The sequence below is a fragment of the Deinococcus hopiensis KR-140 genome, assembly GCF_900176165.1.
Classification (GTDB): domain Bacteria; phylum Deinococcota; class Deinococci; order Deinococcales; family Deinococcaceae; genus Deinococcus; species Deinococcus hopiensis.
On sequence record NZ_FWWU01000009.1, the window covers coordinates 2,274,025 to 2,294,183 of the forward strand.

Annotated in this window: 17 protein-coding genes; 9 read left to right on the top strand and 8 right to left on the bottom strand. The window is 68.4% G+C overall.

Translation table 11 applies throughout. From position 1 onward, the window contains the following. Positions 1-25: 25 nt before the first annotated feature. Positions 26-1,273, top strand: coding sequence for an MFS transporter (locus B9A95_RS24420; protein ID WP_084049644.1), 1,248 nt, complete (start codon positions 26-28; stop codon positions 1,271-1,273). Positions 1,274-1,752: 479 nt separating this feature from the next. Here B9A95_RS24420 and B9A95_RS24425 read toward each other — a convergent pair whose 3' ends face one another. After that, positions 1,753-2,208: a hypothetical protein gene (locus B9A95_RS24425; RefSeq protein ID WP_084049645.1), complete on the bottom strand. Its 456-nt coding sequence runs from the start codon at positions 2,206-2,208 to the stop codon at positions 1,753-1,755. A 70-nt stretch (positions 2,209-2,278) separates the two neighbouring features. Beyond that, complete coding sequence (locus B9A95_RS24430) at positions 2,279-4,354, bottom strand: ABC-F family ATP-binding cassette domain-containing protein (RefSeq protein WP_084049646.1); 2,076 nt, start codon at positions 4,352-4,354, stop codon at positions 2,279-2,281. A gap of 122 nt (positions 4,355-4,476) precedes the next feature. Between B9A95_RS24430 and trhO the strand changes: the two genes are divergently transcribed. Both trhO and B9A95_RS24440 read left to right on the top strand, forming a co-directional pair. Further along, positions 4,477-5,382 (top strand): oxygen-dependent tRNA uridine(34) hydroxylase TrhO, encoded by a 906-nt coding sequence (trhO, locus tag B9A95_RS24435; RefSeq protein WP_084049647.1) that lies wholly within the window; start codon positions 4,477-4,479, stop codon positions 5,380-5,382. Between the two features lie 101 nt (positions 5,383-5,483). Further along, positions 5,484-6,341 (top strand): MOSC domain-containing protein, encoded by an 858-nt coding sequence (locus B9A95_RS24440; protein WP_139806970.1) that lies wholly within the window; start codon positions 5,484-5,486, stop codon positions 6,339-6,341. A gap of 51 nt (positions 6,342-6,392) precedes the next feature. On the opposite strand, the gene B9A95_RS24445 is transcribed toward B9A95_RS24440, so the two are convergent. Next, on the bottom strand, positions 6,393-6,887 hold the full coding sequence (locus B9A95_RS24445; protein ID WP_084049649.1) for an Hsp20/alpha crystallin family protein: 495 nt from the start codon (positions 6,885-6,887) through the stop codon (positions 6,393-6,395). A gap of 436 nt (positions 6,888-7,323) precedes the next feature. On the opposite strand from B9A95_RS24445, the gene pyrR reads away from it, so the two are divergent. The 3 genes from pyrR to B9A95_RS24460 all read left to right on the top strand — a co-directional run bounded on the left by pyrR (position 7,324) and on the right by B9A95_RS24460 (position 10,266). Continuing rightward, positions 7,324-7,872: a bifunctional pyr operon transcriptional regulator/uracil phosphoribosyltransferase PyrR gene (pyrR, locus tag B9A95_RS24450; protein ID WP_084049650.1), complete on the top strand. Its 549-nt coding sequence runs from the start codon at positions 7,324-7,326 to the stop codon at positions 7,870-7,872. Then, a complete protein-coding gene (locus B9A95_RS24455) occupies positions 7,869-8,804 on the top strand; it encodes an aspartate carbamoyltransferase catalytic subunit (RefSeq protein WP_084049651.1) in 936 nt (311 codons plus the stop codon). Before pyrR ends, B9A95_RS24455 begins: the two co-directional genes overlap by 4 nt. A 208-nt stretch (positions 8,805-9,012) precedes the next feature. Continuing rightward, positions 9,013-10,266 carry a dihydroorotase gene (locus tag B9A95_RS24460; protein WP_084049652.1) on the top strand — a complete coding sequence of 418 codons (1,254 nt, stop codon included), beginning with the start codon at positions 9,013-9,015 and terminating at the stop codon, positions 10,264-10,266. Between the two features lie 62 nt (positions 10,267-10,328). Here B9A95_RS24460 and B9A95_RS34125 read toward each other — a convergent pair whose 3' ends face one another. The 3 genes from B9A95_RS34125 to B9A95_RS24470 all read right to left on the bottom strand — a co-directional run bounded on the left by B9A95_RS34125 (position 10,329) and on the right by B9A95_RS24470 (position 14,193). Next, positions 10,329-10,502: a hypothetical protein gene (locus B9A95_RS34125; protein ID WP_170928765.1), complete on the bottom strand. Its 174-nt coding sequence runs from the start codon at positions 10,500-10,502 to the stop codon at positions 10,329-10,331. A 289-nt stretch (positions 10,503-10,791) separates the two neighbouring features. Next, on the bottom strand, positions 10,792-12,030 hold the full coding sequence (locus tag B9A95_RS24465; protein ID WP_084049653.1) for an MFS transporter: 1,239 nt from the start codon (positions 12,028-12,030) through the stop codon (positions 10,792-10,794). A 63-nt stretch (positions 12,031-12,093) separates the two neighbouring features. After that, positions 12,094-14,193 carry a molybdopterin oxidoreductase family protein gene (locus B9A95_RS24470; RefSeq protein WP_084049654.1) on the bottom strand — a complete coding sequence of 700 codons (2,100 nt, stop codon included), beginning with the start codon at positions 14,191-14,193 and terminating at the stop codon, positions 12,094-12,096. Positions 14,194-14,426: 233 nt separating this feature from the next. Between B9A95_RS24470 and nirB the strand changes: the two genes are divergently transcribed. The 3 genes from nirB (at position 14,427) to B9A95_RS24485 (ending at position 18,245) form a co-directional block, all read left to right on the top strand. Beyond that, positions 14,427-16,997 carry a nitrite reductase large subunit NirB gene (gene nirB / locus B9A95_RS24475; RefSeq protein ID WP_084049655.1) on the top strand — a complete coding sequence of 857 codons (2,571 nt, stop codon included), beginning with the start codon at positions 14,427-14,429 and terminating at the stop codon, positions 16,995-16,997. A 70-nt stretch (positions 16,998-17,067) separates the two neighbouring features. Further along, positions 17,068-17,418, top strand: a complete 351-nt coding sequence (gene nirD, locus B9A95_RS24480) for a nitrite reductase small subunit NirD (RefSeq protein WP_084049656.1) — start codon at positions 17,068-17,070, stop codon at positions 17,416-17,418. Further along, on the top strand, positions 17,397-18,245 hold the full coding sequence (locus B9A95_RS24485; RefSeq protein WP_084049657.1) for a uroporphyrinogen-III synthase: 849 nt from the start codon (positions 17,397-17,399) through the stop codon (positions 18,243-18,245). Before nirD ends, B9A95_RS24485 begins: the two co-directional genes overlap by 22 nt. 179 nt (positions 18,246-18,424) lie before the next feature. On the opposite strand, the gene B9A95_RS24490 is transcribed toward B9A95_RS24485, so the two are convergent. Both B9A95_RS24490 and B9A95_RS24495 read right to left on the bottom strand, forming a co-directional pair. Further along, positions 18,425-19,510, bottom strand: coding sequence for a quinone-dependent dihydroorotate dehydrogenase (locus B9A95_RS24490; protein ID WP_084050950.1), 1,086 nt, complete (start codon positions 19,508-19,510; stop codon positions 18,425-18,427). Positions 19,511-19,572: 62 nt separating this feature from the next. After that, the gene (locus tag B9A95_RS24495) at positions 19,573-20,055 is read right to left on the bottom strand and encodes an RrF2 family transcriptional regulator (RefSeq protein ID WP_084049658.1); all 483 of its coding nucleotides are present in this window, start codon (positions 20,053-20,055) and stop codon (positions 19,573-19,575) included. Between the last annotated feature and the right edge of the window lie 104 nt (positions 20,056-20,159).

Consider the following 20,159-nt stretch of genomic DNA (forward strand, 5'->3'; position numbering starts at 1 on the left):
TACCGGAGCGCTCTACACTGGATGCATGACCCCTGCGTCCGAACGTCCTCCACGTCTTTTTCTCGGCTGGTGGGTGGTGGGCATCACGGTGCTGGCGCTGCTGATCGCGGCCGGTGCGCGGAGCGCGCCCGGCGTTTTCCTGCTGCCCATGGCGCGGGATCTGGGCCTGAGTCGCAGCGTCTTGTCGCTGTCGGTTAGCCTGGGCCTGGTCATGTTCGGCCTCGCCGCGCCCCTGTCCGGGTGGCTGATGGACCGCCTGGGACCGCGCCGGGTGGGGGCAGCGGGGCTCCTGCTCACCGCCCTGAGCTTCGGCCTGAGCACCCAGGCGCACTCGGCACTGGGCCTGCACCTGAGCTGGGGCCTGCTCAGCGGCTTGGGCACCGGCCTGGTGGGCAGCGTGCTGGGGGCCACCGTGGCGACGCGCTGGTTCGTGCGGCGGCGCGGCCTGGTCACCGGCCTCTTTGGGGCGGCCACAAGCGCGGGGCAACTGATGTTCATCCCGCTGCTCACCGCGTGGGCCGGTCGGATGGGCTGGACCGGAGGCACCTGGATCATCGCCGCCACCGCGCTCGGCCTCGTGCCCGCCGTGTGGCTGTGGCTGCGCGACAGTCCCGCCGAGGTGGGCCAGCACCCCGACGGGGACGCGGCCCCCGCCCACGCCATCACCGCCTCCGTGCCCGAGGCCGACGTGATGGCCCGGGCCGTGCACCACCGCGACTTCTGGCTGCTGTCGGCCACCTTCTTCGTATGCGGCGCGACGAGCAATGGCCTCATCGGCACCCATTTCATCGCCTACTGCGGCGACCTGGGCCTGACGCCGGGCTTCGCGGCGGGCATGCTGGCGGTGATGGGGGCCTTCAATTTCGTGGGCACCCTTGCCAGCGGGTACCTGACGGACCGGGTGGACCCCCGCTTCCTGCTGGGGGCCTATTACGCCTTCCGGGGCGTCAGCCTGGCGCTGCTGCCCTTCGTGCCGCCGGGCTACAGCCTGACCGCGTTTGCCCTGCTGTTTGGCCTGGACTATATCGCCACCGTGCCGCCTACCATCGCCCTGACTGCCGACACCTTCGGGCGGGCGAACGTGGGCACGGTCTACGGCTGGATCTTCTGCGCCCACCAGGTTGGCGCGGCCCTCGCCTCCTGGCTGGGCGGCGTGTCGCGCGACGCTCTGGGCAGCTACAGCGCGGCCTTTCTCGCGGCGGCGGTACTGGCGGGGGCAGGGGCCTTGCTCGCGGCGAACATCACGGCTCCAGTGCGGCGAGCGGCGGCGTAGAGCATCTGTTCAAATGGCGCCGCGCGTGAAAAGGCACCCCCACGGCGCCCCATTCTCCCCCATGCGCATTCCGCTCGCCGTGCCCGGTCAGAAAGAAGTCCGCACGTTGACACATGCTCTCAACCGGATTCCGCGTGTTTCGTTCGCAAACCGCAACCCACCGGTGTGCCGACTCCATGCCCGGAACCGGTTTTTCTCCTGCCCGCTGCGCTTCGCAGCTTTGCAAGTCCGCCTGGACTGAACCGTAAAGATTTCGGCTGATCCGGAATGCAGTCACGGGCCAACCCGAGCGGAGCGAGCAGAAAAACGGTGACGGAGAGGCGCAGAATCACCGGAGCGGAGGGGACGGAAACCGTATCACTTCGTCAACAATGGGGTCGGCCGTATAAGGGTGACCACTCGCCAGCAAACGGAAACGCCCCAGCCGTGGCTGGGGCGTTTCCGTCTGCTGCTGATCTTGCTGGCGAGTGGCCGCTTCCTTACCGGCTGGCGCTCACGCTCGCCCGGGGCTCCAGCGCGTAAAAGGCCACGATGGCGATCAATGTGCCCACCCAGCCGGGTGCAGAGCCCAGGGAGAGGGTAAAGGGACGGCCCAGCACCGTCGAGCCGAGCTGGCCCACGAGCTGCTCGCCCTGCTGCTGCGCCACCACGTTCCAGCCCACAATGGGCTCGCCGAAAAAGCCGGTCACGCGGTCCACGCCGCGCAACACCAGCTTCTGGTTGCCCACGTTGCCGCGCAGCTCGCCCTCTTCCAGTTCCACACGCACGGGTTCGCTGCCAACGGTGCCCTGCACGCCCCGTTCGGTGATTTCCAGGTCGATGTCCTTGCCGTGCAGCCTGCCGCCCGCGCGGCCCGAGATTCTGTCGCCGTCGATGGCGCAGCGGATCATGTATCCGTCTGCCTCGCCCAGACGACCCTTGATGAGATCTTCCATGACCGGGAGTATAGCGGGGAGTGTGGCCCTCAGCACCCTGAAGGCCCACCCCCACCCTCGGTCCCACCTCTCAGAACCGGGTCACCTGCCCGGTCCGCTCGAAATAGGCCCGCCGCCGCAGCACCGGCCCACCCTCGCCCAGCCGCGCCTTCGGGGCATTCCAGCGCTCGAAGAGAACGCGCAGGGCCGCGCCCAGCAGCGCCGCTCCGTACCAATCGGGCACCGGGGCGGAAAAGCGCAACGTTTCGCCGTCCCAGGCCAGATGCGGGCAGGACTCGTCTCGGGCAGGCCAGAACATGCCGCCCCGCTCCCCGAGGCGCTGAGCACGGACGGTGAGGGGCGGCTCGCGCACTTCCTCGTCGAACTGCGCCGCACCGTAGGCTTCGGCGTACAGCCCATACAGATGCTGCCGAAGCTGGTGGGCCTGGGCGCGCAGCCGGGCCTCCTCGCGACCCGTGAGCGTGCCGGGCGCGGCGTCGAGTTCCCGGCGAACCTCGGCCAGTTGCGTTTCCACCGGTACCAGACGCTGCCGGGCGGTGGGCAGCGGCGGTGGCGGTGGGGGATCGCCCGTCAGCGTGCGCGCGGGATCGCTGTACTCGCGTGAGCCCCAGCCCTGCGGCTCGCGCAGCGTCCGGTCCTCAATGACCCACAGCCGGTTGGCGACCTCGCGGGCAAAGCGGCGGTCGTGGGTCACGATCACCACCGCGCCCGCGTAAGCGTGAACCGCCCCCTCCAGCGCCTGCAAGGCCTCCACGTCGAGGTGATTGGTGGGCTCGTCGAGCAGCAGCAGGTCTGCGCGCAGCGCGCTGACGAGGGCCAGCCCTGCCCGCGCCCGCTCACCGCCTGAAAGCACTTCGGGGGTCTTGGGCCAGTCCTGCGCGGTGAAGCCCGCGCGTCCCAGCAGGCCGTTCGTGCGGTTGCCAAACTGCCGCTCGAACTGGGCGTGCAGCCCCTCGCCCGGCGTCAGGCCGTGCCAGGTCTGGTCCAGGCTGGCGACTGTCACGCCGCTCGCCACCCGCAGCACGGGTTCGGGCGGGCCAGGATCGGGGTAGAGTTCTCCGGCCAGCAGCCGCATCAGCGTGGTCTTGCCCGTGCCGTTCGCGCCCATCAGGGCCACCCGGTCGCCTTGCCGCAGCTTGAAGGCCGCGCCTTCCAGCACGGCCCGCTCGCCGTAGGTCTTGGAGAGGTGCTCACCCCAGGCCACCAGCCGCGCCCGAGCGGTTCCGGCCAGCAGGCGCATCCGGATCTGCCGCTCGGGCAGGGGGGCCTCGGTGACGGGCAGGCGGGCGGTGCGGGTCTTCAGGGCGCGGGAGCGGCGGCCCCAGCGGTCCAGTTGCTCCACGCTTCCGGCCAAGCGGGCGGCCTCGCGCGCTGAGACGTGCGCCGCGTGGATCTGGGTACGGCGTTCGAGCTCCCGCTGCGCGGCGGCCCGGGAATAACCGCCCGGGTATTCGGTGCCCCGTCCACCCTCCAGCCAGAGGCTGCGCGTCGCCACGGCGTCCAGAAAATCGCGGTCATGGCTGGTAAGCAGCACGCCGCCAGGAAAGGCGCGCAGCAGGCCCTCCAGCCATTCACGCATGCGGACGTCAAGGTGATTCGTCGGCTCGTCGAGGATCAGCAGGTCCGGCTCACGGGCCAACGCCAGCGCGAGGGCGAGGCGCGTACGCTCGCCGCCTGAGAGCGTGGCGGCCTCGCGGTTCAGGAACCGGGTGAGGTCAAGCATGCCCAGAATGCGGGCGGTGCGGGTGGGCCAGGTGTAGGCTTCGGCGTCCTGCAAACGCGTGTGGAGCGTGCTCCAGGCTGCCAGCGCGTCCGGGTCCCCCAGGTTCGCCTCCAGCGCGAGCAGTTCGGTCTCCAGCTCGCGGTAGGGGTGCGCCGCGTCCACCAGTTCGCGTACCGTCAGGCCCGGCGGATGGGCATGATGCTGCGCCAGGACCGCCACGCGCAGTCCTGGCGCCTGCCAGATGCGGCCCTCCTCGGACCGCAGCTCGCCCGTCAGCACCCGCAGCAGCGTCGTCTTGCCCGCTCCGTTGCGCCCGAGCAGAGCCACGCGCTCGCCCAACGTTACCGTCAACGACACGTCGTCCAGCACGGTCCGCTCCCCAAAGGTGAGCGAGACGAACTCGGCGGCGAGGAGCGTGGGCATTCTGGGGAGGAGGGTAGCAGAGGAGCGCGCCCCTTCTACATGGGAACGTTGGCTTACCCTCCATGCCCGAAAGAGAGATGGGCAGCCTCTCCCCCCGCGGACCCCCGCTATCATCTCCGCTGATGTCCGCTCCATCCCCCGCCGCTCCCTACACCGTCGCTGCCCTCTACCAGTTCCGCCCGCTGGGCAATCCGGCGGGCTTGCGCGAAGCGCTGCTGAACTTGGGCCGACGCCTGGAGCTGTGCGGCACCCTGATCCTCGCGCCCGAGGGCATCAATGGCACGGTGGCGGGCCCGCGCGAGGCAATTACCGAACTGCACGCCTTTTTGCTGGAAGCCGGCTTTGACCGCCTGGAATACAAGGAGTCGCAGAGCGCCGAGAAACCCTTCAAGCGGCTGAAGGTGCGCCTGAAGCGGGAGACCGTGACGCTGGGTGTGCCGACCGAGCCCCTCGCGCAGGTGGGGCGCTACGTGGAGCCGCAAGGCTGGAACGCGCTGCTCGCGGATCCCGACGTGCTGGTGATCGACACGCGCAACCGCTACGAGGTCAAGGCAGGCACTTTTCAGGGTGCAGTCAATCCCGAGATCGGCAGCTTCCGCGAGTTTCCAGCGTGGGTGAACGAGCACCTTCAGGACAGCCGGGGCCGCAAGATCGCCATGTTCTGCACGGGCGGTATCCGCTGCGAGAAGTCCACCAGCTTGCTGCTGGGCATGGGCTTTGCGGACGTGTACCACCTGAGGGGCGGCATCCTGAAGTACCTGGAGGACGTGCCGGTGGAGGAGAGCCGCTGGGAGGGCGAGTGCTTCGTGTTCGACGGCCGGGTGACGGTGGGCCACGGCCTGACGCCGGGAGGGGGCGAGATGTGCCACTCGTGCGGCGGGCCGCTGACGCCGGAAGAAACGCGGCACAGACACTTTGAGCGGGGCGTGAGTTGCGAGCACTGCTTCGCCCAGACCACCGCCGAGCAGAAGGCCAGCTTCCGCGAGCGGCAACGGCTGTATGAGCGGGGGACAGAGCGGGTGGGATAGGGCGGGGCTCCGCGCGCTCCTTTTCGGAGTACCAGAATGTCCGCAGCGATGACCACCAAGTGCCCCAAGCCAGCTCTGAACGGGCGACACCCGGGAGCGCCGTGACCCCACCACCGATTCCCTTTTCGCTGGTGGGCCTGTGGCTGTACCCGGTCAAGTCTCTGGCGGGCGCCGCTGTACAAGAAGCCCGGCCGAATGCCTGGGGCGGCCTGGCCGGAGACCGGGAGTGGGCCATCGTCAATGCGGCGGGCGAGGTGACGTGGCAGGGCGCCCTGCCACGCCTGGCGCTGGTGCAGCCCGTCCTCACGCGGGCGACGCTGACCCTACATTTCCCGGGGTGCTTCCCCCTGACGGTACCGCTCGGCGCTCCCCGTGCCGGATGTTCGGTTCAGATCTGGAACGATGGGCAGAAGGTCAACGAGGTCTTCCCCGCCGAGGACGCGGGCGACGGGGCGGCGGCCTGGCTGACTGGGACGCTGGGTCAGCCCCTCCGCCTGGTCCGCCTCGGGCCGGAAGCCCAGGGGCGGGAAGGTGTTCAGCGCCTGCACGTGCTGTCCACGGGCAGCCTGCAGGCGCTCAACGGCGAACTCCAGGCCCACGGCCACCCCGAGGCTGAAGTAGAGCGGTTTCGCCCCAACCTGCTGATTGAGGCGGCGGGACCAGACACCCTGCCCTTCCTGGAGGAACGCGCCGCGACGCTGACCTGGACGGGAGGCATGCAGGTGAGGCTGGGTCAACCCTGCGTGCGCTGCGTGATGCCCAACATCGATCTGCACGACGCCCGGGTGGGCCGCGAACCGCTCGCCACGCTGGTCCGCATGAGTACGCGCCGGCATCCCGGAGAGCCCGTGCGCTTCGGCGTCTACGGGCACGCGGTGACGGGCGACCACCTGGAGGTGGGGCAGACCGGCCAGGCCGAGCGACCACCTGCGCAAGGGTCTGGAGCGTGCGTCCAATAAAAACACCCCCACCTGATGGGTGGGGAGAGCATCCGGGTGAGGGGCCGGGCCTTAGGCCTGCTGGGCCTGCGTCTGCTGGCCCTGGGCCTGCTCGGCGTCCACGGTCTTGGGAACGCTGAGCTGCCCCCCCGTGCTGGTGCGGACCTGAACGGTGCGCTTCTGGGCGGCTTCGCTGCGAGGCACCTTCAGGGTCAGGGTGCCGTGATCGAAATCGGCCTCCACCTTGGAGAGGTCGTACTTGCTGGGCACGCTGAAGGTGCGGGCAAAGGTGCCGTAGGCCCGCTCGACACGGTGGGCGGTGCGGCCCTCGGTGCGGTTGTACTTGCGCTGCGCCTGCACGCTCAGGGTGTTGTTCTCTGCCTCGATCTGGATGTCCTCCGGGCGCACGCCGGGCAGGTCGAGCGCCAGTTCCAGCCCCTGCTCGTCCTCATGCACGTCGATGGGCGGGGCGAGGCGGGCGGCCTGGCCGTTCACGGCTCCGCCGAAAGCGCGGTCCATACGCTGGGTCAGTTCTTCGATTTCACGAAAAGGATCAAACCGCATCATGGTGAAACCTCCTGAAGTGATTCGGAGCGCCGCGCGCCTCAGGAGTGCATCTTCCTTGAGTGTCGGGCGCTCAACTGCCAAAAGTCTAAAACCTGAGTGTCTTTGTGTCAAGTTTAGTGCGCTTTAAGGAAAGTGGCCCAGGGAGGAGGGCCGACTTCCCCTCCTCCACCCCCGGCAGTCTCCCTTTGCCGTTCGACCTGCCGAGGTGTACACTCCCCCAGGCGTGGAGCGAGTGGCTCCAGCTTTAATCCAACCCTCTCTCAGCGGTCCCGTGAGGCCGCACCCGCCCCGTGAGGCAGGAGAAGGAGCAAGCGATGCAGCGTAATTTTATGGGCCGTCAGCGTGCGCTGAGCGGCGTTTTTTTTATGGCAGAGGACGAAACGCAAAGGGCGGAGCGCGGCAGCACTTCAGGCCCTGTGCGCCCCCAAGTGGGCCTATGACGCCCAAGGCCACCATCCTGACCGCCGACGAAGTGCGCCGCGCCATGACGCGCATCGCGCACGAGATCGTCGAGCGCAACAAGGGCGCGCAGAACCTGGCGCTGATCGGCATTCATACGCGCGGCATTCCGCTCGCGCAGCGGCTGGCCGACAAACTGAGCGAACTCGAAGGCGTGGACGTACCCACCGGCATGCTGGACATTACCCTGTACCGCGACGACCTTTCTGAGGTGGCGCACCAACCCATCATCCGCGAGACGCACGTGCCCTTCGACCTGGCCCGCCGCCGGGTCATTCTGGTGGACGACGTGCTGTACACGGGGCGTACGGTTCGCGCCGCGCTGGACGCCCTGATTGATCTGGGCCGCCCCGAAGGCATTCAACTCGCCGTACTGGTAGACCGGGGCCACCGTGAACTGCCCATTCGTGCCGACTACGTCGGTAAAAACCTCCCTACCGCCCGCAGCGAGATGGTGAAGGTCAAGCTGGCCGAGACGGACGGCGCAGACATCGTGGAGCTGCATGACCTGGAGGTGACCCAGTGACCCCCTCCGCCTCCCGTCCCCGACACCTGCTGGACTTCACGGAATGGACGCCCGAGCGCCTCACCGCCCTGCTGGACAACGCCGAGACCATGGGTCAGGTGCTGGACCGACCAGTGAAAAAAGTCCCGGCCCTGCAGGGCCTCACCGTCTGCACCGCCTTTTTCGAGAACAGCACCCGCACCCGCGTGTCCTTTGAACTCGCCGCCCGGCGCATGAGTGCCGACGTGGTGAGCTTTGCGGCGGGCGCGAGCAGCCTGAGCAAGGGCGAATCGCTGCGCGACACGGTGGAAGTCTTGACTGCCTATAAGGTGGACGCGTACATCGTGCGGCACCCGGCGAGCGGCGCGGCGCATCTGGTGGCCCGCTACAGCGGCAAGCCCGTTATCAACGCGGGGGATGGCCGCCGGGCGCACCCCACCCAGGCCCTGCTGGACGCCTACACCATTCGGCAGGAATACGGCAGTCTGGAGGGCAAAACCGTCGCCATCATCGGCGATATCCGCCACTCGCGTGTGGCCCGTTCCAACGCCGAACTGCTGCCCAAGCTGGGCGCGAAGGTGGTGTTGTGCGGCCCGGCCACCCTCCTTCCGGTGGACCTCGCCGCGTTGCCCGGCGTGACGCTGAGCACCGATCCGAAGGAAGCCGTGCGCGGGGCCCACGCGGTCATGGCCCTGCGGCTCCAGCAGGAGCGCATGAGCGGCGGCTACCTCGCCAGCCTGCAGGAATACGCGGCAACGTACCAGGTCAATGACGCCCTGCTGGCTGAGGCCGAGAGCGGCGCGATTGTCCTGCATCCTGGCCCCATGAACCGCGACCTGGAAATCAGCTCCGACGTGGCCGACGGCGGGCAGAGCCGGATTCTGCGGCAAGTGGAAAACGGTCAGGCCGTGCGGATGAGCGTGCTGTACCACCTGCTGGTGGGACGGGAATAGCTCTGCGCCCTCTTTCCTCAAGGGCAGAGGGCGGGGGTAAGGAGGCGTGTGGCCAATTTGAACGCCTACAGGGGAACTTGCCCTCCTCCGCGGACCACGCCGGAGCTTGGCCTACTTGCCCCCGCCCAGCCTCCCCTTTGCAAGCAGCGCTGCGGGCCAAGGGGAAGGGCCGAAGAGCCAGAGCTTCGGCGGCATTGAAGGGACTGAAATGACACAACTCACCATCACCAACATCAAACGCCCTGGCTCCGACCAACCCGAATCCATCACCGTCGAACACGGCGTCATCAAGGGCTGGAACCTTCCGCACGAGGGCGAAGTCATCGATGGTCAGGGCGGCACCCTCGCCCCCGCCCTGACCGAACTCCACGCGCACCTGCGCGAGCCGGGACAGACGGAAAAAGAAGACCTCGCCTCGGGCCTCGCGGCGGCGGCGGCGGGTGGATACGGCACGGTGGTGTCGATGCCCAACACGTCGCCCGTGGTGGATGACCCGGCCATCGTGCGTGCCCTGATCGAGAAGGCGGAGGGGCTGGGCTTTGCACGCCTAAAGCCTGCTGCGGCCCTCACCAAGGGCCAGAAGGGCGAACAACTCGCCGAACTCGCCTTTCTGAAGGACGCGGGCGCCGCCATGTTCACCGACGACGGGCGCACAAACGAGAACGCGCGCGTGCTGCGGCTGGGTCTGGAATACGCCCACAGCCTGGGCATGGTGATCAGCGTCCACGCCGAGGACGCCACGCTGCGTGCGGACGGCGTGATAAACGAGGGGCCCGTGTCCGAAGCGCTGGGCCTGCCTGGAAACCCGGCGGCAGCGGAAGCGGCCCGGGTGGCCCGCGACATTGAGATCGTGGCGCAGACGGGAGCCAGGCTGCACGTTCAGCACCTCTCCACCGCCCGCGCCCTCGACCTCGTGCGGGAGGCGAAGAAACGCGGCCTGCCCGTCACCTGCGAGGTCTGTCCCCACCACCTCACGCTGACGGACGAGGCGCTGCGGTCCTTCGACGCCATCTATAAAGTCGCGCCGCCCCTGCGCACCCAGGCCGATGCCCAGCACCTGCTTGCCGGCCTGCTCGACGGAACGGTGGACTGCCTCGCCACCGATCACGCCCCACACACCCGCGCGGAGAAGGAACGGGACCTGCTGGACGCGCCCTTCGGCATCGCCTACATCGAGCTGGCCTTTCCGCTGATGTGGACGCGCTTCGGCGAACAGCTCGGGCTGGAGAAACTGCTGGACCTGATGACCCAGGCCCCCGCCCGCGTGATGGGTTGGCCTGAGCCGACGCTGGAGGCGGGCACACCCGCCGATCTGGTGGTGCTGGACCTCCAGACCCAGCGGACGGTCAACCCGGCGGAATTCAAGAGCAAGGCCAGATTCTCCCCCTGGGCGGGCGAGATGCTGCGCGGCTGGCCGACGTTGACCGTGGTCAACGGCAGGGTGGCCTACCGACGCGAGTAGGCGGGCAAGCCAGCGCCCCAGCCCTCCAACAGTGGAGGGCTGGGGCCTTCTGCTGGTCAGGGCTACAGGTCCAGGGGATCAGGCGTTTCCGAAGCCCGCTTGCCCTCGTCCTTGTCGTTGCGGTGCAGGGCCTCTTCGAGCTTTTCCTCGCCCTTGCCGGGGTTGACCCGCTTGGTGTCGGGAAAGTCGCCGCTCTCGTGGGCGTCGGTATTGGCGAGGTCTCCGGGATCGGTCATGCCCTATGCTGGCACGCGGAGCCGGGCGAAGTGCCGGGGGTTGGGGAAGGGTTAAGCGGAGCTGTCCGCTTCCGGGAGAATCGCGAGCCCCTGCCTTCCAGAAAAAATTTGGAGTGGGACGCCTGTCCCCACTTTTCAAGCCCGAGCACCCGGTCCCGCGCCGTTCAGACCGCCTGGTCCAAGGCTTTCCGGCCCGTAGAGCTGCGGAGCAGAGCCAAAAGCTCCCTCTGTCCCCGGCGCAGCAGGGGGCTGGGGAGGGGGCACCCCGAACGAGCGCGCCCCCTTCAACTCAGGCGAAATTCGGCCGCCGCCCCAGGGCACGCAGCCGGAGCATGCTCGCCACAAACACCAGCGTGCTGAAGGCCGATACCGTCAGCAGCACGGTAAACGCCGCCTGTGCCCCCAGCGTAGGCTTCATCGCCGCAAAGACCAGCGGGAGGAAAAAGCCGCCCAGGCCCCCCAGCATGCCCACCAGACCGCCCACCACACCCATCTGCCCGGGGTACCACTGTGCCACCAGCGTATAGGTGCTCGCCTTGCCCACACCCATGCCGACGCCCACCACGGTGCTGAGCATCAGGAAGGTGCTGAGGGGCAACTCGCGCGTCAGGGGCAGCAGGCCCAGCAACATCACCGCAAAGGAGGCGACAGTCACGCTCCGGGGGCCGAACTGGTCACTCAGGTAACCGCCCAGCGGCCGCAGCAGGCTGGCGGGAAAGATAAAGAGCGCCGTGAGCAGCCCCGCTTCCGCGAGGGGCACGCCGTAGTGGTCCACGTAATACTTGGGCAGAAAGAGGCTCAGCGCGACGTAGGCTCCGAAAAACACCAGGTAGTACAGTCCGAACCGCCATACCTGCGCCTGGGTCAGGGGCCGCAGCCACTCGGTAAGCGGGCGCGGTGTGACGTTCCCCTGGTCCGTGGGGGTCAAAAGGTGCAGTCCCAGCGCGTAGGCCAGCAGCAGTACCCCGAACAGGAAGGGCACGAAGTGCCAGCCCCCCGGGACCAGCAGTCCGGCGGGCACCAGCGTGATCAGCAGCGGCGCGATCAGCTTGGTGATGCTCGCCCCGGCATTGCCCGCGCCAAAGGTGCCCAGGGCCAGGCCCTGCCGCGCAGTGGGGACCCATTGGGCGATCCAGGCGTTGCCGGCGGCGAAGCTAACCCCGGCCAGCCCCACCCCCAGCGCGAGCGTCAGCAGGGCCGGGTAGGTGTTCACGAAGGCCAGCGCCAGCGAGAAGGCGGCGGTCAGCAGCGTCACCACCGTAAACGTGGCCTTGCCACCGAAGCGCGCGGCCAGGATGCCGGTGGGCAGCCGCAGCAGCGAGCCGGTCAGCACCGGAATGGCCGTCAGCAGCGTGAACTGCGCGTCGCTGAGCCCGAGCTGCTTGCGAATGGGCAGTCCCACGATGGCGAACATCACCCACACGGCGAACATCAGGGTGAACCCCAGGGTGCTGGCGGTCACGACGCGGCGGGCTTCCGGCGTGAGGGACGCGGAGCTGGCGGGCACGGGAGCGGAGGTGTGCGTCATGGGGAAACCTCTTCAGGAAGGAGCGGGAGGAAGCCGGACAACAGGCAGGCGCAGGGGAAGCCGCTACACGGGGACCACCTGCCTGTGGGCTCCCACGCGGGAGGCGGGCACCGTCACAGGCACGGGATGCAGCGTGACGGGCGTGGCCTTGAAAGCGGGCATGTGCGAGTGGGGATCCACTGTGTCTGGATCGGTCAGCAGGTTGGCGGTTTCCGGCCAGTGGAAGGGCAGGAACACGGTGTCGGGCCGCAGCCCTGGCGTCAAGACCACGGGCAAGGTGGTCTCACCGTGCGCCGTTCGCAAGGTCACCGGCTCGCCCGCCCGCAGGCCGTGCTCGGCGGCGGTGTCGGGGTGCATCTGGGCAGTGGCCTCCGCGCGCAGGGCCGCGTTGCGCCGGGTCTGGGTGCCGCTCTGATACTGGTTGCCCAGCCGCCCGGTGGTCAGGGTCAGTGTGCGGGAGGAGGCGCTGACGGCGGGAAGGCGCGGCAGATGCAGGGTGGCGAGGCCATCTGCCGTCGGGTAGGTGGGCGCGTAGGCGTAGGGCGTATCGGGGCCGTCAGCGTGGCGCACGGGCCACTGCGCTGAGGCCCGGTCCAGCCGCTCGGCGCTCAGGCCGCTGTAGTCGGCTTTGCCGCCCTTTGTGGCGCGGAAGAATTCGTCCTGCAACTCCCGGAAGGTGGCGTAGGTGAAGCCCTGGGGGCGGCCCACGGCTGCGGCGAGGTCACACAGAATGCGCCAGTCCTCGCGTGACGCACCGGGCGCAGTGATGGCCTTGCGGCGACGCTGAACCCGCCCTTCGAGGTTGGTGGTGGTGCCTTCCTCCTCGCACCACATGGAACCGGGCAGCACGAGGGTGGCGATCTGGGCGGTTTCGCTCGGCAGAAAATCGATGACGATGAGGTGCTTTAGGGCTTTGAGGCGCTCCGTGATCTGCCCTGCTCCCGCCGCACTGACCACCGGGTTGGACCCCAGCACGATCAGGGCTTCGATCTCGCCACCGCAGGCGTTCAGCAGGTTCTGGGCGCTGTGACCGGGCTGGGGCAGATCGCCTTCTGAACAGCCCCAGAGCGCCGCCATCTCCACGCGGTGGCGGGGATCGCGCAGGCTGCGGGCCCCAGGAAGCTGGTCATTCTTCTGCCCATGCTCGCGTCCACCCTGGCCGTTGCCCTGGCCGGTCAGGGTACCGTAGCCGCCTCCGGGTTTGCCGAAGTGCCCGGTCAGAAAGGCCAGATTGAGGAAGGCCTGCACGGTGTCCGTGCCGTGCGCGTGCTGCTCTGCCCCGCGGCCAGTCAGAATCAGGGGCTTGTGCGCCTCGGCGTAAGCGCGGGCCAGGGCCAGCAGCTCGGCCTCGGGAATGCCGCACTCGTGGGCCACGCGGGTGGGTGGGTAGGCGTCCGCCTGGGCCAGCGCCTCCAGCATGCCGTGAGACGGCGCGGTGGGGCGCACCTTGCCCCAGACCTTCATCAGGTGTAGCAGGCCCAGCGCCAGCACGCCGTCGGTGCCGGGGCGCAGGCCGAGGTGCCGGCCAGCCACCTTGGTGGTGGTGGTGGCGCGCGGATCAATCGCGTACACCACGCCGCCCCGGTCCTTGGCCGCCTTGAGGTACTGCATGATGGGCGGCAACGTCTCGGCAATATTGGCGCCGACGAGCAGGATCAGGTCACTCGTGCCCATCTCGGCCAGGGGAAAGCCGAGGCCCCGGTCATAGCCCACGCTGCGGTTGAGCGCCGTGCTGGCCGAGGCCATGCAGTAGCGCCCGTTGTAGTCGATGTGCGGCGTCTTTAGCGCCAGTCGGGCGAATTTGCCCAGCAGGTACGTCTTCTCGTTGGTCAGGCTGCCGCTGCCAAAAACGCCGACGGCTTGCGGGCGCGTCTGCACCAACGGTCCCAGCACCCCGCGGACATAAGCCAGTGCCTCAGACCAGCCCACGGGCACGAGCTCACCATTCTTCCGCAGCAGGGGATGGGTCAATCGGTCCGGATGGCGCAGGTCCGAGAGGGCGGCGAGGCCCTTTTTGCATACCGTTCCCCGTGCGACCGGACAGTCCTTGGTCGGCGTGACCTTGACAGGCAGGCCATTTTCCAGATGCAGATCGAAATTGCACTGGACCGCGCAGTACGGGCAAGTCGTCCGGACAGTGGGCAGGAGGGAGGGCGCAGTCATGCGGTCACCTTGCGCGAGAAAGATCAGGGCGTCAAGGCCAACTCTGCTTTTTGTTCTCGATTTGTCTAACGGTTTGCGCTCCTTTGCATCTAGCTTCAAACTCTTCTAGGTTTTTCTGCTTTTCGTTTCAAAAAGATTTGACAAACGGCAGAAGATCGGGCTCAATGGGGCCAGAGCCGGGCCATCCCCAGCCGCGCCCGGCACCAGAAGGACACCCGTTTCCCGGAGGACCCATGACCCCAGAGCTTGTTCCCACCTCTCTCCCTCACATCGTCATCGTCGGAAGCGGCATGGTCGGTCACCGCCTCGTGGAGAACCTGCGCGCCGGAGCCGACGCCACTGCCCTGCGGCTCACCGTGATCAGCGAGGAGTCCCGACTCGCCTATGACCGCGTTCACCTCAGCAGCCACTTTGATGATCCCGCCCCGGACCTCTCGCTCGCCCGCCCCGAGAGCTACGCCGGGCAGGGCGTGAACGTGGTGTTCGGCCGGGCCAGCGCGGTTGACCGCGAGGCGAGAACGGTGACCGTGGGCGAGCAGCACCTGGCCTACGACGCACTGGTGCTCGCGACGGGAAGCTTTCCCTTCGTGCCGCCCATTGAAGGCCGGGACGCGGCGGGGTGCTTCGTGTACCGCACGCTGGAAGATCTGGAAGCCATTCGCGCGGCGGCGGGGACGGCCCGCTCCGGCGTGGTCATCGGCGGCGGTCTGCTGGGCCTGGAAGCCGCCGGCGCACTGCGTAAACTCGGCCTGGACACCCACGTCGTCGAGTTCGCTCCCCACCTGATGCCCGCGCAACTGGACGCCGAAGGTGGCGCGGCCCTCGCCCGGGTGATCGGGGAGATGGGCATCGGCGTGCATACGGGCAAGGCCACCTCCCAGGTCATGACGGACACGGTAGGGCGCGTAACTGGCCTCGCCTACGCGGATGGGGGCACCCTCGAAACCGACATGGTGGTGTTCTCCGCGGGGATTCGCCCCCGGGATGACCTCGCCCGTGCCTGTGGCCTGACGGTGGGCGAGCGCGGCGGCGTCGCCGTGGATGACAGTTGCCTGACCAGCGATCCACACATTTACGCCGTGGGGGAGTGTGCGCTGCATCACGGGCGGGTCTACGGTCTGGTGGCCCCCGGCTACGCGATGGCGAAAGTCGCGGCGGCGCACCTGCTGGCCGACGTGGCCCTCGGTGGAAACCGCGGGGCCCGCTTCAGCGGCGCAGACCTCAGCACCAAACTCAAGCTGCTGGGCGTGGAGGTGGGCAGCTTCGGGGACGCGAAGGGCACCACGCCGGGCGCGCGGACGGTGAGCCTCAGCGACAACGTGCGCGGCACGTACTCCAAACTGGTCCTCTCGCCCGACGGAACGAAGGTGCTCGGCGGCCTGCTCGTGGGCGACACCTCGCGCTACAGCGATCTGCTGGACCTCGCCATGTCGGGCACCCCGCTGAACGTGCCGCCCGAGACCTTGATCGTGCCGCCGCTGCCGGGAGGAGCCGCCCTCCCCACAAGCACAAACGCGCTGATCTGCTCGTGCGAGAACGTCCGCACCGATGCCGTCTGCTCGGCCATCGGCGCGGGGGCGCGCGATGTGGCGAGCCTCAAGAAATGCACCGGGGCCGGAACGGGCTGCGGCGGCTGCGTGCCCAGCCTGCACGGCCTGCTTCAGAGCGAACTCAGGAGGCTGGGCGAGACGGTGACCAACCACCTGTGCGAACACTTCGCGTACTCGCGGCAGGAACTGTTCGGTATCGTCCGCGTCAAGGACCTGCGGACCTGGGCGGAGGTGCTGGAAGAGCACGGCAAAGGTCACGGCTGCGAGGTCTGCAAGCCCGCCGTGGCGAGTATCCTCGCCAGCCTGCATAACGAGCATGTGCTGAAGCCCGAACACGCGCCCATGCAGGACACGAACGACGCCTACCTGGCCAACATCCAGAAAAACGGCACCTACTCGGTGGTGCCGCGCGTGCCGGGCGGCGAGATCACCGCCGAGGGACTGATCGCCATCGGCAGCGTGGCCCGCAAATTCGGCCTGTACTGCAAGATTACGGGCGGACAGCGCATCGACCTGCTGGGCGCGCAGCGCGATGACCTCCCCGCCATCTGGGCAGACCTGATCGCCGCCGGCTTCGAAAGCGGGCACGCCTACGGCAAGAGCCTGCGAACGGTCAAGAGCTGCGTCGGTTCCACGTGGTGCCGCTACGGGGTACAGGACTCTACCGGGCTGGCCGTGCGGCTGGAACTGCGCTACCGGGGCCTGCGGAGTCCGCACAAGCTCAAGTCAGGCGTGTCCGGGTGCACCCGCGAATGCGCCGAGGCGCGCGGAAAGGACTTCGGCATCATCGCCACCGAGAAGGGCTGGAACCTGTATGTGGGCGGCAATGGCGGCGTCACGCCCAAGCACGCCGTCCTGCTGGCCGCCGACCTGGACGAACAGACGCTGATCCGCACCATTGACCGCTTCCTGATGTTCTACATCCGCACGGCGGACCGCCTCCAGCGTACGAGCACCTGGCTGGAGAACCTGGACGGCGGCGTGGACTACCTGCGCTCGGTGATTCTGGACGACGCCCTGGGCCTCTGCGCGGACCTCGACGCCGCGATGGAGCGCCACGTGGGCACCTACTTCGACGAGTGGGCGGCGGCCCTCGCGGACGGGGCGAACCTGCCCCGTTTCCGCACCTTCATCAACAGTGACGCCCGCGACAGCGCCATCGAGTGGGTGAACGAGCGCGGCCAGATTCGCCCGGCCGACCTGCCGGGGCTGGACGGCCTGAGCCCTCTGCCTATGGCGGGCGGGGACGACTAGGGCTGCGCGCCCCAAGCACCGGACCCGCTGCCCTTTCCCCTCTGCTCTCTACCTCCTGAAAGGAGCCTCCATGACCCCGACCCTTTCCACTCCGACGACTTCCTGGGTCCGCGTGTGCGCCGCCGAAGAGATCCTGCCCGGCACCGGTGTGTGCGCCCTGGTGCAGGGCGAGCAGGTGGCGGTGTTTCGCGTGGCGGGGCGCGTGTACGCCTTGGGCAACCGCGATCCCTTCACTGGGGCGAACGTCCTGTCACGCGGACTGACGGGCGACAGCGGGGGTACCCTGAAAGTCACCTCGCCGCTGCTCAAGCACGCCTTCAGCCTGGAAACGGGGGTGTGCCTGGACGATCCGAAGGTGCGCGTGCCCGTTTACGCCGCACGCGTGGAGGGAGGTGACGTATGGATTGGTTCGGCGGATTGAGCGTACTGAGCCTGGAGTCACGCCGCTCTGAGGAAATGGCGAGCCTGATCGACAAATACGGGGGCCGCGCCACCGTCGCGCCGAGCATGCGCGAGCAGAAGCTGGATCTCAGCGCGCCGCTTGCCCAGTTCGAGCGTGACCTGGCCGCCGGGAACCTGCACGCCGTGGCCTGCATGACGGGCGTGGGGACCCGGCTGTTCCTGCGTGATCTGGTGGCCCGCGATCCCCGGCATCTGGACGCCCTGAAAGACATGGCGTTTCTGACCCGGGGCAGCAAGCCCATGCAGGCCCTAAAAAGCTTTGGCCTGACCGGCACCAGCGTGCCGCGCCCACACACCTGGCACGAGGTGCAAGACCAGTTGCTCGCCACCCTCCAACCGGGGCAGCACGCGGTTTTGCTGGAATACGGCGATCCACCCCCCGTACCGATGCTCCGGACCCTGCACGCGGCGGACCTCCAGATCACCAGCGTGCCCGTCTACCGCTGCATGTTTCCGCAAGACACCCTGCCGCTGGCCCGCGCGGTCCGCGAGACGGCCCTGGGTACCCATGACCTCCTGCTGCTGTCGAGCGGCACCCAGCTGCTGCACTTCTTGAAGTTCGCCCAGCGCCTGCGCCTGGAAGACGAGGTGCGCGCAGCCATCCGCCGCATGGTGGTGGTCAGCATCGGGCCCGCGTGCAGCGAGAGCGCCTCGGACCTGGGCATCCGCATCGACCTGGAGGCCAATCCGCACAAGATGGGCATCCTCGTCCGCACCGCAGCGGAGCACGGCCCGGCGCTCTTGCGCTCCAGGCTGGAACGGGCCCGGCTGGAAAAGGCGGGGTAACGGAAGGCGCGTCCTCCTGCTGTGTTGCTGGACTGTTCTGCGCCCTCTCTCCTCGTGGGACCCGCAAAGCTGTGGAGCAAGGGCCTGGCAAAGCCAGGGGGAAGGGGGATGTGTCAGAGACGCCGCCCCCCTCCAGGCGCAAGGTCACCAAAATGTACCGGTTGAGCCCAAGGCCGTTCTCAAGCCTCCACGCCCACCACATCCGCCACGCTCCGCACCCCGTCACGCTCGAGCAACCGCGCCAGCCCCCGGTTCAACTGGCCCGGTAGGCCCGGCCCCTCGTAGATCAGGGCGGTATAGACCTCCACGAGGTTGGCCCCCGCGCGGATGCGGGCGTAGGCGTCCTCGGCGGTGAAGATTCCTCCCACCCCCACCACAGGCACCCGGCCCCGCGTCAGGCGGTAGGCCGCCCGCACCAGTTCCAGGCTGCGGGCGGTGAGGGGACGGCCGCTCAACCCGCCCGCCTCACCCCGGTGGGCGTGGGTCAGGCCGTCCCGGCTGAGGGTGGTGTTGTTGACGATCAGGCCCGCCGCTCCAGCGTCTACCACCGCACCGACGCTGGCCTCGAAGTCGGCGGGATGCAGATCGGGCGCGAGCTTGACCAGAACGGGCGGCGCCAAGCGGACGGTGCGGACGCGGGCGCGCTCCACCTCACCCAGCACGGCGCGCACCAGGGCCGCGAGGTCTCCCGCCGCCTGCAGGGCCCGCAACCCCGGCGTGTTGGGGCTGCTCACGTTGACCACGAAGGCGTCGGCCACCCCGTACAGGGCCGCCACGCACCGGCGGTAATCCTCCACCGCTTCCTCATTTGGCGTGGCCTTGTTCTTGCCGATGTTGACCCACACCGGCGCGTGACGTTCGCGCAGGGCCGCGAGGCGGGTGCGCATGGCCTCCGTGCCGGCGTTGTTGAAGCCCATGCGGTTGATAAGCGCTTCGTCGCTCGGCAAGCGAAACAACCGGGGGCGGTCATTGCCCGGCTGTGGCTGTGGCGTCACCGTGCCCACCTCCACAAAGCCAAAGCCCAGCGCAGTGAAGGCGGGCACCGCCTGCGCGTTCTTATCCAACCCCGCCGCCAGCCCCACGGGCGAGGCGAAGGCCTGGCCCCACAGGGTCTGGCCCAGACGTGCGTCGGCAGGCGCGGTGAGGGCACGAACAGCGGCGGGCCAGGCTGGAACGCGCGACGCCATACCCAACCCCTGCAGGGTCAGGTGGTGGGCGTCTTCGGCGTCCAGTCGAAACAGGGCAGGTTTGATGCGGCGGTACACGAGGTGCAGGATAGACGCACGGAGCAGAGGACCCAAGGCAGAGGGTCAGAAGAGGTCCTTTGTCAACCCTCTGCCACCGGCCTTCTGACCTCGGCCCCCAGCACCAGCGGTTCCAACTGCACCAGCCGCGCGTGGTCCTGCTGCTCGCTCTCCAGGATCAGGTCCGCCAGGGTGGTGCCTCCCAGCACGTCACGCAGGGCGGTATCCACCCGCTGCCACAGGTTCTGGGTGCCGCATACCGACTGGCTGCCGCACACATGGTCTTCTTCCACGCAAGACACCGGCGCGATGCTGCCTTCCATCGCCGTCACCACGTCGTAGGCGTTGATGGCCGACGCGGCGCGGGCGAGGCGGTAGCCTCCGCGTGCGCCGCGCACGCTCTTGATAAAGCCGGCCCGCCGCAGGTTGCTGGCGATTTGCTCCAGGTAATGCTGACTGATGCCCTGCCGCTCGGACACGTCCTTGAGGGGCACGGCGTCTCCCCCCCGCCGCCCGATCTCAATCAGGGCGCGGAGGCCGTACTGCGCTTTGGTTGAAACCCACATGCGGGCAGTTTATCCCGGAATTCAGGGTAGAAAGGGGGGATTTGGGGACAATAGGGGCCCTTTTACCCACAGCCCGCCACCGCGGCGAACCCGGCCTCCTCCCC